The organism is Cupriavidus pauculus (assembly GCF_022179805.1).
In the GTDB taxonomy this organism is placed as follows: domain Bacteria; phylum Pseudomonadota; class Gammaproteobacteria; order Burkholderiales; family Burkholderiaceae; genus Cupriavidus; species Cupriavidus pauculus_E.
The window spans coordinates 1-13,896 of sequence record NZ_BPUO01000009.1; the positions used below are offsets into that span (position 1 = coordinate 1).

13 protein-coding genes and 2 pseudogenes are annotated in these 13,896 nt (G+C 58.6%); 5 read left to right on the forward strand and 10 right to left on the reverse strand.

The window, feature by feature from the left end:
- Positions 1-428: LysR family transcriptional regulator (locus MFF62_RS19400; RefSeq protein WP_238264765.1), on the reverse strand; the 428-nt coding region annotated here is incomplete at its 3' end.
- Between the two features lie 222 nt (positions 429-650).
- Between MFF62_RS19400 and MFF62_RS19405 the strand changes: the two genes are divergently transcribed.
- The 4 genes from MFF62_RS19405 (at position 651) to MFF62_RS19420 (ending at position 4,474) form a co-directional block, all read left to right on the forward strand.
- The gene (locus MFF62_RS19405) at positions 651-1,604 is read left to right on the forward strand and encodes a tripartite tricarboxylate transporter substrate binding protein (protein WP_238264766.1); all 954 of its coding nucleotides are present in this window, start codon (positions 651-653) and stop codon (positions 1,602-1,604) included.
- Positions 1,605-1,611: 7 nt separating this feature from the next.
- Positions 1,612-2,700: a maleylacetate reductase gene (locus tag MFF62_RS19410; RefSeq protein ID WP_238264767.1), complete on the forward strand. Its 1,089-nt coding sequence runs from the start codon at positions 1,612-1,614 to the stop codon at positions 2,698-2,700.
- 92 nt (positions 2,701-2,792) lie between these two features.
- Entirely contained in the window at positions 2,793-3,779 is a 987-nt protein-coding gene (locus tag MFF62_RS19415; RefSeq protein ID WP_238264768.1) for an MBL fold metallo-hydrolase, read from the forward strand.
- Positions 3,780-4,159: 380 nt separating this feature from the next.
- Complete coding sequence (locus tag MFF62_RS19420; protein WP_238264769.1) at positions 4,160-4,474, forward strand: H-NS histone family protein; 315 nt, start codon at positions 4,160-4,162, stop codon at positions 4,472-4,474.
- 239 nt (positions 4,475-4,713) lie between these two features.
- On the opposite strand, the gene MFF62_RS30915 is transcribed toward MFF62_RS19420, so the two are convergent.
- From MFF62_RS30915 to MFF62_RS19445, 6 genes are all read right to left on the reverse strand, one after another.
- Positions 4,714-5,508, reverse strand: coding sequence for a competence protein CoiA (locus MFF62_RS30915; RefSeq protein WP_404990794.1), 795 nt, complete (start codon positions 5,506-5,508; stop codon positions 4,714-4,716).
- Between the two features lie 241 nt (positions 5,509-5,749).
- On the reverse strand, positions 5,750-7,336 hold the full coding sequence (locus tag MFF62_RS19425) for a hypothetical protein (protein ID WP_238264770.1): 1,587 nt from the start codon (positions 7,334-7,336) through the stop codon (positions 5,750-5,752).
- A gap of 176 nt (positions 7,337-7,512) precedes the next feature.
- Positions 7,513-8,598 (reverse strand): helix-turn-helix transcriptional regulator, encoded by a 1,086-nt coding sequence (locus tag MFF62_RS19430; RefSeq protein ID WP_238264771.1) that lies wholly within the window; start codon positions 8,596-8,598, stop codon positions 7,513-7,515.
- Positions 8,599-8,921: 323 nt separating this feature from the next.
- Positions 8,922-9,434 (reverse strand): GIY-YIG nuclease family protein, encoded by a 513-nt coding sequence (locus tag MFF62_RS19435; RefSeq protein WP_238264772.1) that lies wholly within the window; start codon positions 9,432-9,434, stop codon positions 8,922-8,924.
- 84 nt (positions 9,435-9,518) lie between these two features.
- The gene (locus tag MFF62_RS19440; RefSeq protein WP_238264773.1) at positions 9,519-9,836 is read right to left on the reverse strand and encodes a hypothetical protein; all 318 of its coding nucleotides are present in this window, start codon (positions 9,834-9,836) and stop codon (positions 9,519-9,521) included.
- A 43-nt stretch (positions 9,837-9,879) separates the two neighbouring features.
- Complete coding sequence (locus MFF62_RS19445; protein WP_238264774.1) at positions 9,880-10,221, reverse strand: hypothetical protein; 342 nt, start codon at positions 10,219-10,221, stop codon at positions 9,880-9,882.
- Positions 10,222-10,359: 138 nt separating this feature from the next.
- Between MFF62_RS19445 and MFF62_RS19450 the strand changes: the two are divergent.
- Positions 10,360-11,019 (forward strand): annotated as a pseudogene (locus MFF62_RS19450) (IS256 family transposase); the annotation flags it as partial.
- Between the two features lie 283 nt (positions 11,020-11,302).
- On the opposite strand, the gene MFF62_RS19455 reads toward MFF62_RS19450, so the two are convergent.
- From MFF62_RS19455 to MFF62_RS19465, 3 genes and pseudogenes are all read right to left on the reverse strand, one after another.
- Positions 11,303-12,313: a tripartite tricarboxylate transporter substrate binding protein gene (locus tag MFF62_RS19455; RefSeq protein WP_238264775.1), complete on the reverse strand. Its 1,011-nt coding sequence runs from the start codon at positions 12,311-12,313 to the stop codon at positions 11,303-11,305.
- A 27-nt stretch (positions 12,314-12,340) separates the two neighbouring features.
- A pseudogene (locus MFF62_RS19460) lies at positions 12,341-12,499 on the reverse strand (3-oxoadipate CoA-transferase); the annotation flags it as partial.
- 921 nt (positions 12,500-13,420) lie between these two features.
- Complete coding sequence (locus MFF62_RS19465) at positions 13,421-13,882, reverse strand: type II secretion system protein (protein ID WP_238264776.1); 462 nt, start codon at positions 13,880-13,882, stop codon at positions 13,421-13,423.
- Positions 13,883-13,896 lie beyond the last annotated feature (14 nt).

A 13,896-nucleotide genomic window follows, 5' to 3' on the forward strand; every position in this document is an offset into this window, starting at 1 on the left:
TCGAAGCGTTCCAGAACAGGGTCAACTACCCGCTCTGTCAACTCAATCTCTACCGTCAACTCCGGGTATCGCGAATAAAGCGAGCCTAGGTGGGGGATGACGTGTCGTCGCGTGAACGCAGGAAGGCAAGCGATGCGTAAGCGACCACTGACACCCTGTTCCAGCGCCGTCACGGCATCGCGTGCTTCGTTGAGGTCTTGCAGAATCCGGGCGGCGCGCTGGTAAAGGAGCTCGCCGGCCTCAGTGAGTGCCAAAGCGCGAGTTGATCTCGTGAGGAGCGCCACGCCCATTTCCCGTTCCAGTACATCGATTTGTCGGGACACTGACGAAGCGGCCATGCCCCGCTGCCTGGAGACGGCCGAGAAGCTGCGGGTGCGCGCGACATCGACGAAGAAAGCAAGGTTTTCTGCGAAGTGGATGAAGTCCATGGGAACCCCGTTTTTGCGTCAGGCGCAAGAGCGTTACGCGTGGTGGCCACCTTCTCGTGCGGACGTCCAGAGAATACTATCAATCCAGCTGACTTGCATGGGGTTATCTTTTGCGAACCCCGCAAAGCTCGGAGCGAAAATTGATAAACCTTCCTTGAAAGGTGGTGTGACGTGGAGGCGACTCGAGGTTATGCAGAACGGTTGGTAACAGGTATGGCGAGAATGAGCCTGGCTGTCGGCATTCTGGGATGCTGTGTGGCAGCCAGCGTGCCGGCGAATGCTGAGACCTGGCCTGCCAGGCCAATTGCAGTAGTAGTGCCCTATGCCGCAGGTGGAACCGTGGATCGCGTGGCTCGATTGGTGCAGGACGGTTTGCACACGCGGTTGTCCCAGACCGTCATCGTCGACAATAAGCCGGGAGCCGGCGGCACGATAGGAACGGGTCAGCTTGCTCGTAGCAAGCCGGATGGCTACACAGTCGGCATGGTGTTCGATGGCTTCGCCGCCGAAGGTCATATCTATCCGAAGCTGCCGTATCACGGGCAGAGAGACCTGACCGGCGTGTCCTACATGGTGCGTTCTCCTATGGTTTTGGTGGTGCCAGCCGCCTTTGCCTATCGGAACCTGGATGAGTATGTCGCCGCGACGCGCTCGACGAAGGCAGTGTCGTATGCATCGGTGGGGCCAGGCAGCTCCAACCATTTAGTTGCGGAAGCGTTCTTCGAGGCTGCCGGAACGAATGGCGTGCACACGCCTTATAAGGGTGGTGGTCCGGCAATCAATGATCTGCTCGGAGGGCACGTTGATTCCATGATTGCAAGTTTGCCGCTGATTCTTCCCTACGTGCAGTCCGGAAAGCTCCGAGCGCTCGCCGTTACGTCCCCACAGCGCGATAGCAGGTTGCCGTCCGTACCTGCTCTGGCAGAACGCTATAAGGGCTTCGAGGCGTACTCCTGGGTCGCAATGATCGCGCCGTCTAAGACGCCGCAACCGATTCTCGAGAAGCTCACCTCTGCCGCTACGGCGACGCTGCGCGATCCAGGCGTATCGAAGCAGCTTGGAGATGCGGGGTTCGATGTGGTGGCGGGCGATGCCTCACAAACCAACGCCCTCATCCAGGCTGAATCGGCTCGCTGGGGCCGCCTCATCAAAGCACGCAAGATCACGCTCGAATAACTCGGAAATGGACACCTTTTCATATCGCTCTCGCCCGCAGGGAGTCGTGTTCGGCGCTGGCTCGTTGAAGCGCCTGGCTGAGGAAGCTGACAACCTTGGGATGCACAGGGTGCTGGTGCTGTGCACGCCGGGCCAGCGTCCGCTTGCGGAACTCGCGGCAGACCTTCTCGGTACCAAGTGCGTGGGGATATTCGACAAGGCCGTCATGCATGTGCCTATCGAATCCGCAAGGCAGGCTGTGCAAAGTACTATATCGAAGGATGCCGACGGTGTGGTCGCTATCGGAGGCGGTTCGACCATCGGCCTTGGCAAAGCCATTGCGCTCGAATCGAATTTACCTGTTTTGGCAGTACCCACTACGTATGCCGGCTCGGAGATGACGCCGATCTACGGACTTACGGAGGCGGGCGTCAAAAAGACGGGCCGTGACGCACGCGTCTTGCCGCGCACGGTGATCTACGACCCAGAGCTATCTCAGGAGCTACCTTTGGCGGTCAGCGTTACGAGCGGGATAAACGCCATAGCGCACGCTGCCGAAGGTCTCTACGCGCACGACCGTAACCCGGTCAGTGACTGGATGGCGCGCGAAGGCATCGCGGCACTGGGTAAGGCGTTACCGGTCATTGCTCGTCGCTCGTCCAGCACCAACGAAGCCTATTTCGAGGCGAGGCACGATGCACTCTACGGCGCCTGGCTATGTGGTGCAGTCCTGGGAAGCGTGACAGTGGGCCTCCACCACAAGCTTTGCCATACGCTGGGAGGGACATTCAATCTCCCTCATGCGGAAGTTCACACCATCATCTTGCCTCACGCTCTTGCCTATAACGCACGAGCAGCGTCCGGTGCGATGGCGGATATCGCAACGTCACTCAGAGCAGAAGGATCATTTGCGCCTGCCGCCATGTTTGACTTTGCCGTGTCGCTAGGTGCGCCAACCGCGTTACGGGACTTCGGCTTACACGAACGTGACTTGGCCCGCGCCTGCGAACTGGCGTTGCGCGACCAGTACCCCAATCCGCGCCCGCTCGAAGCTGAGGGAATTAAGCAGCTGTTGAGCGACGCCTACGCTGGACGGCGTCCAGATCGTGCAGACTGAGCAGTGACCGTGCGGTTTTGATGGGACACATTGGAGAGATCATTAGGCTATCCACTATCATTCTTCATCTCCTAAGAGCAATGCAATCAGCCATGCGTCAACTTCTCTCGCCTATCGCCCGTATTCTTGCCTTGACGACCCTTGGGGTTGCAGTTTCCCTCGCGGTTGCGCCAGGCGTCGCAGTCGCTGCGGCACCTCAAGTTCAAACGCAGGGTCCGGGCTTCTACCGCGTGATGGTCGGCGATTTTGAAGTGACGGCGCTTCTCGATGGCACGCATGCTTTCCCAATCGATACGGTCGTGGAGGGTATGCCGAAGGCGGACATCAAGAAGGACCTGGACGATGATTTCCTTCAGCCGCCCGTACAAGGCTCGATCAATGCCTTCCTCATCAACACTGGAAGCAAGCTTGTTCTCATTGATGCCGGCGCCGGTAGTCTGTATGGACCGTGCTGCGGTCGCCTCCAGCAGAACCTCCGTGCGGCAGGCTACAAGCCGGAACAGGTTGATCTTGTCCTGCTGACCCACCTGCACAAGGACCACGCCGGTGGCATCGCGGCGGATGGAAAGATGGCTTTCCCGAACGCAACGGTACGTGTTAGCAAGCAGGAAGCGGCATACTGGCTGGGCGCTGGAAATAAGGCGAAGGCTCCCGAGTTTCTGAGCACTTTTTTCGACGCGGCGGTCGCTTCCGTGCAGCCTTATCAGGCGGCTAAGCAGTTCAGTACTTTTGACGGCGAAGGAGAGATGGTCCCGGGTATCCGGGCGTTTCGCACTCCGGGGCACACTCCAGGTCATTCTTCGTACCTCGTCACGAGCCGCGGTAAGACGCTTGTAGTTTGGGGTGATATTGTCCACGTCGCTTCGTTGCAGTTCCGCGAGCTGGACGCGACGGTGAAGTACGACAGTAGCGCGCAGAATGCGAAGACGTCGCGCTGGGAATTGTTTGAGAAGCTGGCGAAGGACCGAGCACTGGTTGCTGCGGCGCACATCTCGTTCCCTGGCCTCGGTCACATCAGGAAGAAGGATGGCGCCTTCACTTGGGTGCCGGTCAATTATGAAGGTGACCCGGCTGAATGATGCGTCAATTGCGAAGTCAGCAGGACTAGCTAAGCAATGAATCCAAAGCTGAGGTCGCCGCCCACAGGAGGCGGTGACCTCAGCGCGTTCTTCAGTTGGTAGGAGCAAGTCGGGCATGTGCTGCCCTCGAGGATCGGCGAAATCCCTGTAGGTGAGCGGGTGGTCGTTTCGCCAGCTACTGACGCTTCAAAAGCAGGGAGATGGCGAAGTTGGCGATTCGTTAGGTATGGCGGCGAGCACCATGCGCTGCACGATGCGCGAGCCAATGCATACGCTTACTGCTTCTATCTCAAAAATCGTCCACAGATATCCCTATCTTCGCGCTTGGCGAAGCTTTCGGGTCGCCAAGCAATCAATAAGAATTTCAAGGAGAACACTGTATGGCGACCTATAAGCAATTGCTGGCCCAAAAGGAAGCGCTGGAAGCTCAACTCGCAGAAGTACGTGCAAATGAAGTCGCTGGTGTCATCGAGCAGATCCGCACGCTGATGGAGCAATACGGCCTGTCCCTGAAGGACATCCACGGAAAGCGCCGTCGCGGTCGACCCGCGGGAAGTGGCGTGGCGAAGGTAGCCAAGAAACCGGCGCCGCCGAAATATCGTGACCCGAGGACCGGCAAGACTTGGTCGGGCCGAGGCCGTGCGCCGGCATGGCTGGGCAAAAATCCGAATCGGTTTCTGATTGGCGAAGAGTAACGAAACGGCTCTCTGCTTCTGACGCGGGCAGAGCATGCGCCCGGACATAAGTGGCTGGCCGGGAGGGCAGCTCATCCGCGAACCGTCGCGATATAGCACTTCAATTTACACGGGCGACGACCGACGTTCCGGCCAATGAGATCTTCGGGTAGCCGAGCTGGCGCTTTGCCAAATGCGGCCCCGAGATCTGCCATGCGCCGCCTTCTGGAAACTCCGCCCGTTTCGAAGGGGAGCGCATCCTAGTGCCGGCGACCGAGGGAGTACTCGTAGCTCGTGACAAGCTGCCCGAGGTCATTCACGAATGATTGAAAATTGGCCGCCGCCTCGGTAGGGCCATTGCGGTGGATTGCCACGAACTCGGCACGTAAAAACGGTGCGACATAAGCGTACCCACCTGAGCCTTTAGCGAGCAGCCACCAAAGCGGTGTGTCGTCTCCGAAATCAAAGAGGACTGGGGCCGCCGTGTCAACCCACTCTCGTCGTAGGCGGCAAGCGTCGTGCGGAATCCTACGTACGAAGGACTTCGAAGAAAGTCGTAGGCCCTCATTCCACGCGTCATTGAACCGCTTGCGGTCTGTCTCGCGTCTAGAGCCGTTTACTATCCAGGCGAGTTTCTTGTAGAAGGCATTCCTGGACCGACGCTCCTCTGGTTTGAGGTAGGAGTATTGCAGTTCGATTACCCAGCCGGCATCGGTCTTCACATCTGCGATGTGCTTCTCGCCGTCTTCGCTTCGTTGGACGACTTCCTGCCAGCTGCTCGGGAACTCATTCTTCCATGCTCGGTGCCATTCCCCTTCGTTTTCCCAAGGATCGCAGGTGCGTCTTGCCTTGTGAGCCCAGTGCCGGATCTTTACTTCTCCGCACTTCGCGACCATTGGACCCGCACAAACGGGGCATGCTGCGTCTTTCCCCCCGGCCGTTTCAAAATCGACCCAGCCAAAGCTGGGATATTGATGGAGGTGGAAGCGCCGGTTTGTTCGGCCTGTAGTTGAGGATGTTTTTGCATCCTCAGTATAGGTGCGCAGAGCCCTCACGCCGGGGCAAGAAATCAGTGCTAAGGCATTGGGTAGGACTGCCAAGTTGGTAAGCGGCGCGGAATCAGCGGAAGACTGAAATGTGGCGGAACCTTACATTGCCGCTCCCGAGACCTCGAGTATCGGTCTGGATAATCGCCCCATGGATTGAGAGAGTCCGCCCGCGACAAGAACTTGCTGGTGGGGCAGACATGACCCCGACGCGCCATGTATCGCTCAACTGCCGTCCGGAAATGGAAGGTCAATTTTGTGGGCGAAGCAAAACAACGCCCTTGTTGCTCAATGCGACGATTGCGCCGTTGTCACCGACTGCAAGCGCAGTGAACAGGATGATCCCGGATGGGGGATTCACCAATTTGGAGTTGAGGTCGATTGTCCCGTTGGTAGCGCTCCACAAGACTGCCCGCCATTCCCCGCTCGTCGCTTGAGCTGTGCCGACGATATCGCCCCTCTGATTGATGGCAACCGCCGAGCTTCCATTTCCCCCGAGCGTACCCAGGTCCGTGATAGAACCTCCCGTTTGCCAGGAGAATGCTCGGGGTTGCCCAGAGGCATTGGTGGTCGAACCAATTACTTTTCCTGCGTCATTCAATCCCACAGCTAAAGACTGCTTCCCGCCCAGAGTACCGATGTCGACCATGTTTGTCCCCGGTCGCCAATAGAAAGCGTGAGGCTGCTTGGAAGCGGTCAGAGAACTGCCGACTACCGCGCCATCGACGTTCACCCCAATGGCGGCTGATGTCGTACCGCCGAGCGTTCCCAAGTCGACCATGCCTTCTGAGGCTGTCCAGGAGAAAGCGCGTCCTTGGCCAGCTCGGTTTTCCGCCCCTCCAACCACTCGTCCCCCAGTATTGATGGCAACAGCAAATGAGTTCTTTCCCCCGAGCGTTCCCAAGTCCGTGAGACCCCCTGCGGTCCAAAGGAAGGCATGCTGCTGGCCATTGCGAGTCTCTGAGAATCCGACGACCTGGCCGCTAGCATTTGCCGCTAGCGCATCCGAACTGTTCCCACCCAGCGTTCCGACGTCTGTCATCCCCGTACCTACCAACCAGGAGAATGCATGCCATTGCTTCCGGCTAGTTTGCGCCGTACCCAGAATTTGCCCTTGATTCGTGATAGCGTGAGCCATCGACGAGGGCCCACCAAGCGTCCCTAGATTCTGTATGGATGCCCCGGAGATGGTGAACGCCTGGATAACGCCTTGAGCCGTTGTTCCGAAGCCCGCGACTGCACCGGATCCATTGATGCCTTGCGGAAGCACGACGGTTGGGGATTTTCCGAGGGTGAGGGGGATGACGTTGTAAGTTGACTGTGTAGGCGCCCCTATGAATGACAAGTCGTCAATTGCAAACGATGCGCCACCATTATGGATTTGCACCGTCGCGATAGCGGCGGATGACGAGGTCACAGACAAAAGGGTATTTACCGAGGCCGAGGACGTGACTGCTTGTCCCAATAAGTTGTTCGACGAGTCGTACGCAAATATTCCAATGTTGACCGGTCCGGTCATATACGTAGACACCGACTTTATGTCTCCTACCGTTAAGGTGAAGGTCATGAGCCCGCTTGGTGCATAGGCGACTTGGGTCCCGGAATGTGCGCCGAAACCAAGAGCTCCGGCATTGATGGCGTTGGCGCCGGTCACCAGTACCCCGCGCGACTGATACTGGTTAGTTATAGCAATGTCATCGCCGATTTCGTCAAACGACAGTGTAGTCGTCGCTGCATTTGGAGACTGCGAGACTAAGAGACACTGCAGGCACAAATAGAGTGATAGTACTCTCGAGGTGCGTGCGGAAACGCTAGCGCATACTTGGCCAGTCTTCATGGTTCGCTCCCCGAAATTTCTTCGATACCACGCTCTCCGACGCCATATTGGCCACCAACGAGTGGTGTTTCAGATCGACGTGCTTCCTGAAATGTATGCTGGCGCGCCTATCCCGCCATACTAAGAATTGGGTATGTCGATGGTTGGTACCGAGGGGGCGATGCGGCGTCGACTGCTTACAGAAGGGATGCGAGCCTTACGAGTTCGGCTTGGCGACTACATTGCATCTTCTTCATCAAGCCATCGATTTGTTTCCGGACGGTTAGAACTGATGCGGCACGGAGTACAGCGATCTCCGCAGCGCTATGGCCGGCAACAAGGTACGAGAGCACGGCCCCTTCCGCCTGCGTCAGGCCAAACACAACCATCAGCTTTTCCACATTCGGTTCGCAGAATGAGTCTTTTCGACGCATCCGGCCGAGTACCAGTTTTCCACCGAAAAGGCTGAAGCTATCGGGCGCTGGCCCCAAGTCAAACGTCGTTACCTCCCCCCAATTTGTTCGCGTTGCAAGAGAACGGCGCTGCCCGTCTGAAGCTGTGGCTGAACAGTAGGATTCAAATATCGATTGCACGTGCGAGTCTGGGTGCTTCAACTGACCACTTCGCACAATCCAACCGCCATCCTCGGCAAGGTAGCGCGTCGCCAGAGGCGATATCCGTACCACGGTACCCTTCGCCGTGAGAAGAAGTGCCGCTTCTTCCCAAGCGGAAAAGACGGACTCCACCGATTGGATACCGATACTGAGAGCGTACTGTCTCTTGAGCATTTGACTACGCAACGTTCGGAAAAACTCCGCATTTGGCTCTGTTTCCTGCCGGGCCTTCAATCCCGAATCGATAGTTGAGCGTTGGAACCCGATGGCGGCGCGGAAGACCGGTCCAGCTTCCAGGACAAGAGCCAGAATTTGCGCCATTCGGTGCTTGTGCATGAAGTCCGTAAAGAACTCCGTCCGCTGGAGTGCCGCACTGCTGTACATCTCGGTAGTATCCAACCACGTACCGGTTGCGACTGAACGAGAGTTTTGCTCAAGGACATCGAGGCTATGGTAGTAGCCGTTGTAGTCAGCGGAGCACGCGTTGGAAAATCCGGACGCCGTCAGTTGAGCGAGATTTCCAGCGGAATCGAAAGCGATTAGGGTTCCGGTATCGGCGCCGACAAGCTCGCTCGCACATGCGAGTACTTCGCCCCAAGGTGGGGCAGGGTCCGTCAGATGATTTGCTGCATCAATTGCCCTTCGTAAGGCTATAGAGCTGCGAGCCATCAGAGCCCTCCGTACCAGTCAAAAGGCCCATGCATAAAGGTTCACGCGCCCCTTAAGACACATGCGGGCCACGGGACAAATTTTCCAAGCGACCCAATCAATGTAGATCATTACGGCGATGTTTCCCGTCGCACGTTAAGGTTTTGGCGCCCCAACCATTGCTGTTCGCTTTTCTGAATCACCGTCAGTTTCGTGCGGCGCACAGCCACGAAGAGTCATTTGTCCGCGATGGTGGTCGGACGCTCGGATGTCCGCTCCACTCAATCGCCTGTCGTTCAGACCGCCAACCCGACTATCCGGGGGTCGGATAGTGAGCCAACTGGTCAGTGGGTGCGGAAGGTATTCCATGTATCCGTGTCGAAGTGCATTGCCGCCATTACCTCAAACAAATACAACTCGAGATCGTTGTCGATCTGAATGAACGCGACCGACATCTCGCGTAGGCGCCCTTGGGCGGTCAGGAAGACCTCGCGGAATTGGTCGTCCTTCATTGCCTGATCGCGCTTCATTTCGTGCGGGAAGTCCTCGCTGGCCATTTTGTAGACCAAGCTTGCGGTGAAGTGGGATTCGAAGTTGAGATGCTGCACTAGGCGTTTCACTACTCCGCGGGAGATCCCAACGTACACCGGGCGGTCGACGTCGATGAACACATAACAGCCGGGGAAGTCGGTGCTATGCCCGAGCTTAGTTAACAACTCGCGCCGGGCGCTCTTGAATCCTACGAAGTCGATGGCCGGCATCGGCGCTTGCAGCGCGGTGTTCAACTTTTCCAGGTGGGCGGGCAGGATCGTGGCAGCGAGTTCGTCGAATGTGTGGGTGCAGTTGTCGATTGGCATCGAAATATCAAGGGCTGGTGGCGCAGCCGTGGCCGACGAAGGCGGCCTGGCAATAAGAAGTAGGGCGGGAGGTAGCGGTCTGACTCAGCCCACGACGGTACGGGCGTGCTTCGTGTAGGTATGGCTTGGTCCTTTGGATATCGCTCTGCGTGGCCGCCCTCCCAACATCTCAACATGCCAATTGGAGCGCACGAGAAGCGCGGCACGGCCAACAATCTGGTGTACGCGATGCTGCTGTTTTCTGGTCAATCTGAGGTATGCCGGGTTGGCCCGAATCGCCAGCAAGCCAGCGTCGGTAGCATCGGATGAAGCGCTGGTGCGTACGACCTCCAAAGCCAAAACGCAAACTTCGACTACCGACGAGGGCGCATCCGCCCACAAATTTCTGACGATCTTATGCATGGTTTTTTCCTCGCAGTCCCGACAAATCGATGGCCCTCGCAGTTCACTCGAGCGGCATCTTGACTCGATCCGCCCCTCCCAGATGCTTCCACGTGTGGTATCGATTGTCCGCAGAGTTAAAGGCGATACCCATCAAGGCAGCGACTTTGTAGCGCGTGTACCCAGCCTCGAAAAGTCGATAGCAAACCTCGATACCGCGCGCGGTCAGCTTTCCATCTGGGTACTTGTTAGACGGATCCTTGGGATCAAATTCGGGCTTGGGCTCCGACTCGGATAGAAGCGCCTTCAACTCCTGCATCCCACTCATCGCCCGCTCGAGACCCGCGATGACATTGTCGATGGCTTCCGATACCTTAATTCGTTGGCTTTCTGCAGTGGCATTCATGTTATGTTGGTGCTTATCTAGTCATGGTGACTGAATAGTACCTACAAGAGCGTGGAGGTGTCAATGCCCCTATTTGGACAGTCCGCTGGGACGGTGTGCGCCTCCGAGGTCATGAGATGCTTATAAGCAAAATTGACCATGACCGTGTCGATGTCCACCAAGAAGAGCACGAAATCGAAGGCACCCAAGCTCGTTTCCGACGATCTGATTGACCAGTTGCTGGCCCAAGTTAAGATCTCGGCGAGTCAGGCCTGGCCGGCCTGCTCAAGAAGCGGTTGGCCGAGCGCATGCTGGCCGCCGAACTGACGCACCATCTGGCTGTTGAGGCAAAGGGAAGGCGGGAGTGGCAATCACCGCAATGGCACCAGCCCAAAGACCGTCCTCACGCCCAACGGCGAACTGGAATTGGACATTCCTCGCGGCCGGCAGGCCACCTTCGAGCCGCAACTGGTCACCAAGTACCAGCGCCGGCTGCCCGGCTTCAACGACCACGTGATCAGCATGTATGCACGCGGCATGGGCGTGCGAGAGATCCAGGGCCACCTGTAGGAACTGTACGGCCTGCAGGTCTCGCCCGACCTGGTCTCCACCGTCACCGACGAGATACTGGCGGAGGTCGAGCAGTGGCAGCAGCGCCCGCTGGAGGCGATGTACCCCATCTTCTATTTCGACGAGCAGCGCCTGAAGATCCGCGATGAAGGCACCGTCAGAAACAAGGCCGTCTACCTGGCCTTGGGTATCCGCGCCGACGGGCGCAAGGAGGTGCTCGGGCTGTGGATCGAGCAAACCGAGGGCGCCTAGCGCGTTGTCGGAGATGCTCCGCAGCCTGTCTTCAATGATCCGGTCAGTATCACCCTCGAGTTCCCATCCTGCCACGACAATAGAGGCGCCTGGGATGTCCCCGGCAAGCTCGGCTGTTGCCAGCAAGCAAGGCGTAATAAAGGCGAGATCGAGTTCGCGGGGTGTTGAGTTGCATCCAGAACTGACCCCTAGACCCGGTAATTCAATGCAGCACCGCAGCGGCGACGCGTCTAGTTGGCCAGCAGGCCAGCCCAGTCGAGCGCGGCAGATGCCGTCCCGGCTATTCCAGTTTGACCCCCGCGCCAGTCACCACCTTGTTCCACCGCACGAGCTCCGCATCGATATGCGCGCCGAGCGCCGCCGGCGTCGAGCCCACGGGCTCGTAGCCATTGGCTGCGATCTGCGCACGCAGTTCGGGCTGGGCCAGCACGGCGGCAATCTCGGTGCTGAGCTTATCGACGATGTCGCGCGGCGTACCGGCCGGCGCCAGGATGGCGTACCACCCGTTGATATCGAAGCCGGGTACGCCGGCTTCGGCCAGTGTGGGTACGTCGGGCGCCATGGCCGCACGTTTGGCGCTGGTCACGGCCAGCGCGCGCATCTTGCCCGCGCGGATTTGCGGCATTGATGTTGAAATGCTATCGAACGTCAGCTGGATATCGCCCGCCAGCATGGCATTGACTACCTGCGCGCTGCCCTTATAGGGCACATGGGTCATTTTCACACCCGTCATCGAATCGAACAGTTCACCGGCCAAGTGTCCTGTGTTGCCATTGCCGGCTAAGCCGAACGTGATCTTGCCGGGCGCCGCCTTGGCCTGCGCAATCAGATCGGCCACGTTTCGTGCCTGCAATGACGCGCTGCCGGCCAGGATAAGAGGCAGGTTGGCCACCAACGAGACCGGTGCGAAATCTTTGCGCGTGTCGTATGGCAGCTTCGGATACAAGCTGGGATTGATGGCGTGCGCGGCCAATACCATGATCAGCGTATAGCCGTCCGGTTTGCTACGCGCCAGTGTTTGCGAGGCGATCGTGCCGCCGGCACCGGGACGGTAGTCGAGCACGATCGGCTGCCCAAGGCGCTCTTGCAGCTTCGCGCCCAGTGGGCGTGCCAGGAGGTCGGCACTGCCGCCTGGCGGATAAGGAATCAGGAGTTGGATCGGCTTGGCCGGCCATGCGTCGGCAGCGTATGCGATACGTGGTGCGGCCACCACCACCGCCGCCACAGCTAGCAGCGCGCTCAGCATGATAGCCGCCGTGGAGCGCGGCTTGCCAATGGTCCTTGTTGTCATGGTGTCTCCCCTTGGTGAGCGGCCGTATCAGCGGCCCCTGCGAAGCACGCGATGATCGTTGGCCAGCGTCAATGGCGCCGCCGACAATGCCTGAACCGTCTCAAACGAAACGACCTTGACCAGTCCGGTCACCATCAGGCCGCCGCCGGGCTGCACGTCGATCACGGCAAGGTCCGTGTAAATGCGCTACCTGCCATGCCGACCGAGAAAACCGTGGCTGTAAGCCATGCGGCCGCCAGACGGGGTATACCCATCGTCATGGTCATTCATGCCTCCTTGTGCGGCGCTGGCCCACCTGGATACGGTGGCGCTTGTCGTCATTTTTTAATTGTGATGCGTGACCTACGATAGGCCCGAGCCCCGGACAAGGGAATTCATGATTCACAAAACTGGGCTTCGGGTTCGTGGAAGGCGGTGCGCTCGATGTGGGTTGGGGATGGCCGGGACCGGGCTCTATGATCTTGAAGCCGTCCAGAAGCAGACTCATTAGCCCACGGCCTTCTCCGATCTAGATCACGGCTCTCGACAGGAAGAGCCCGATTGCCTAGGTCGGAGAACCCCGCGGCGACAGGCTGTAGGCGACCCATCTGTGACGCTGGCAGCATTCCATTGCGATGGCCGTTCTCGATTCCGATGCGGCCACTGATAAGTCAGCGCGAAGAGTAGACCAACACCCTCGCACGGGGCAAACTGAACTGGCGCCGCGCCTGGCGGCTGGACGGCGCGTAAATACTTGCGAGCTCGGCCTTGCGTCAGCGATCTTTGCAGAGGAAGTACCCAGCGAAGAACGAAGTTTCCGATAGCGGAAAGGCTGTCAGGGAAAGGTGTAGATAAAGCTCGCTGCCGCGTTGGGTTCGGGTATTGCGGAGTAACAGCACAACGGACGAGTTTTGGTCGGGGGACGGTCGAGGTGGCGACCATCGGTGATGGTTCACGAAGCTCTCGGCCATCCCATTGCTCTGCGGGCTGCAAACCAGCGTGGTCAGTGGCTTCAGGCCAATTGCCTACGCAAACGCTTTGGTCTTGTCTGCTGATAGTGGAAGGTGAGGGAGCCTGTCAGCCAGCTTCGCTCAGGTGGGCCGCAACGCCCAGGCGCACGCCACTGTGCTATGGGCGCGGGACGGCAGTCACCTGCACGGCGTCGGGGTAGTAATAGAAGACCCAGTCCGAGTATTTCTTCAGCCGATTGAAGTTCTCGAATGGCGCGGTGAAATTGGCCTGGCGAATCGGCTCCAGCTCCGAGCGACTGTGTATTCCCATGACCCCACCTTCCGGGGATAGCAGCAACACCCAGTCATTGCGCCGCGTGATGGGGTCCGCGTAGAGCGAACGCAGGTAGCGGCGCGGCAGGGGATATCGCGGATCGCGCAGCAATGCCTGCAGGGTCAGAGGAAAGCGTGGCTGTCCCGGCGGTGTGGCATCGACATACAGTTGAAAGGCGCGGCGATACTGTGTGCCCACGTCGAGCAACTGCTCCTCGGCCTCCCGCCGATCGGCCACGGCGCCGAGCCGGGCCGCAGACAGACTCGCCAGGCCCAGTATCGCAATGATGATCAGCAACGCGATCAATGCAAAGCCCGATG

Bases quoted from the DNA above. Each gene is read 5' to 3' on its own strand.
- MFF62_RS19405 (WP_238264766.1), top strand. From the start codon at position 651: ATGAGCCTGGCTGTCGGCATTCTGGGATGCTGTGTGGCAGCCAGCGTG.
- MFF62_RS19410 (WP_238264767.1), top strand. From the start codon at position 1,612: ATGGACACCTTTTCATATCGCTCTCGCCCGCAGGGAGTCGTGTTCGGC.
- MFF62_RS19415 (WP_238264768.1), top strand. From the start codon at position 2,793: ATGCGTCAACTTCTCTCGCCTATCGCCCGTATTCTTGCCTTGACGACC.
- MFF62_RS19420 (WP_238264769.1), top strand. From the start codon at position 4,160: ATGGCGACCTATAAGCAATTGCTGGCCCAAAAGGAAGCGCTGGAAGCT.
- MFF62_RS19425 (WP_238264770.1), bottom strand. From the start codon at position 7,336: ATGAAGACTGGCCAAGTATGCGCTAGCGTTTCCGCACGCACCTCGAGA.
- MFF62_RS19430 (WP_238264771.1), bottom strand. From the start codon at position 8,598: ATGGCTCGCAGCTCTATAGCCTTACGAAGGGCAATTGATGCAGCAAAT.
- MFF62_RS19435 (WP_238264772.1), bottom strand. From the start codon at position 9,434: ATGCCAATCGACAACTGCACCCACACATTCGACGAACTCGCTGCCACG.
- MFF62_RS19440 (WP_238264773.1), bottom strand. From the start codon at position 9,836: ATGCATAAGATCGTCAGAAATTTGTGGGCGGATGCGCCCTCGTCGGTA.
- MFF62_RS19445 (WP_238264774.1), bottom strand. From the start codon at position 10,221: ATGAATGCCACTGCAGAAAGCCAACGAATTAAGGTATCGGAAGCCATC.
- MFF62_RS19455 (WP_238264775.1), bottom strand. From the start codon at position 12,313: ATGACAACAAGGACCATTGGCAAGCCGCGCTCCACGGCGGCTATCATG.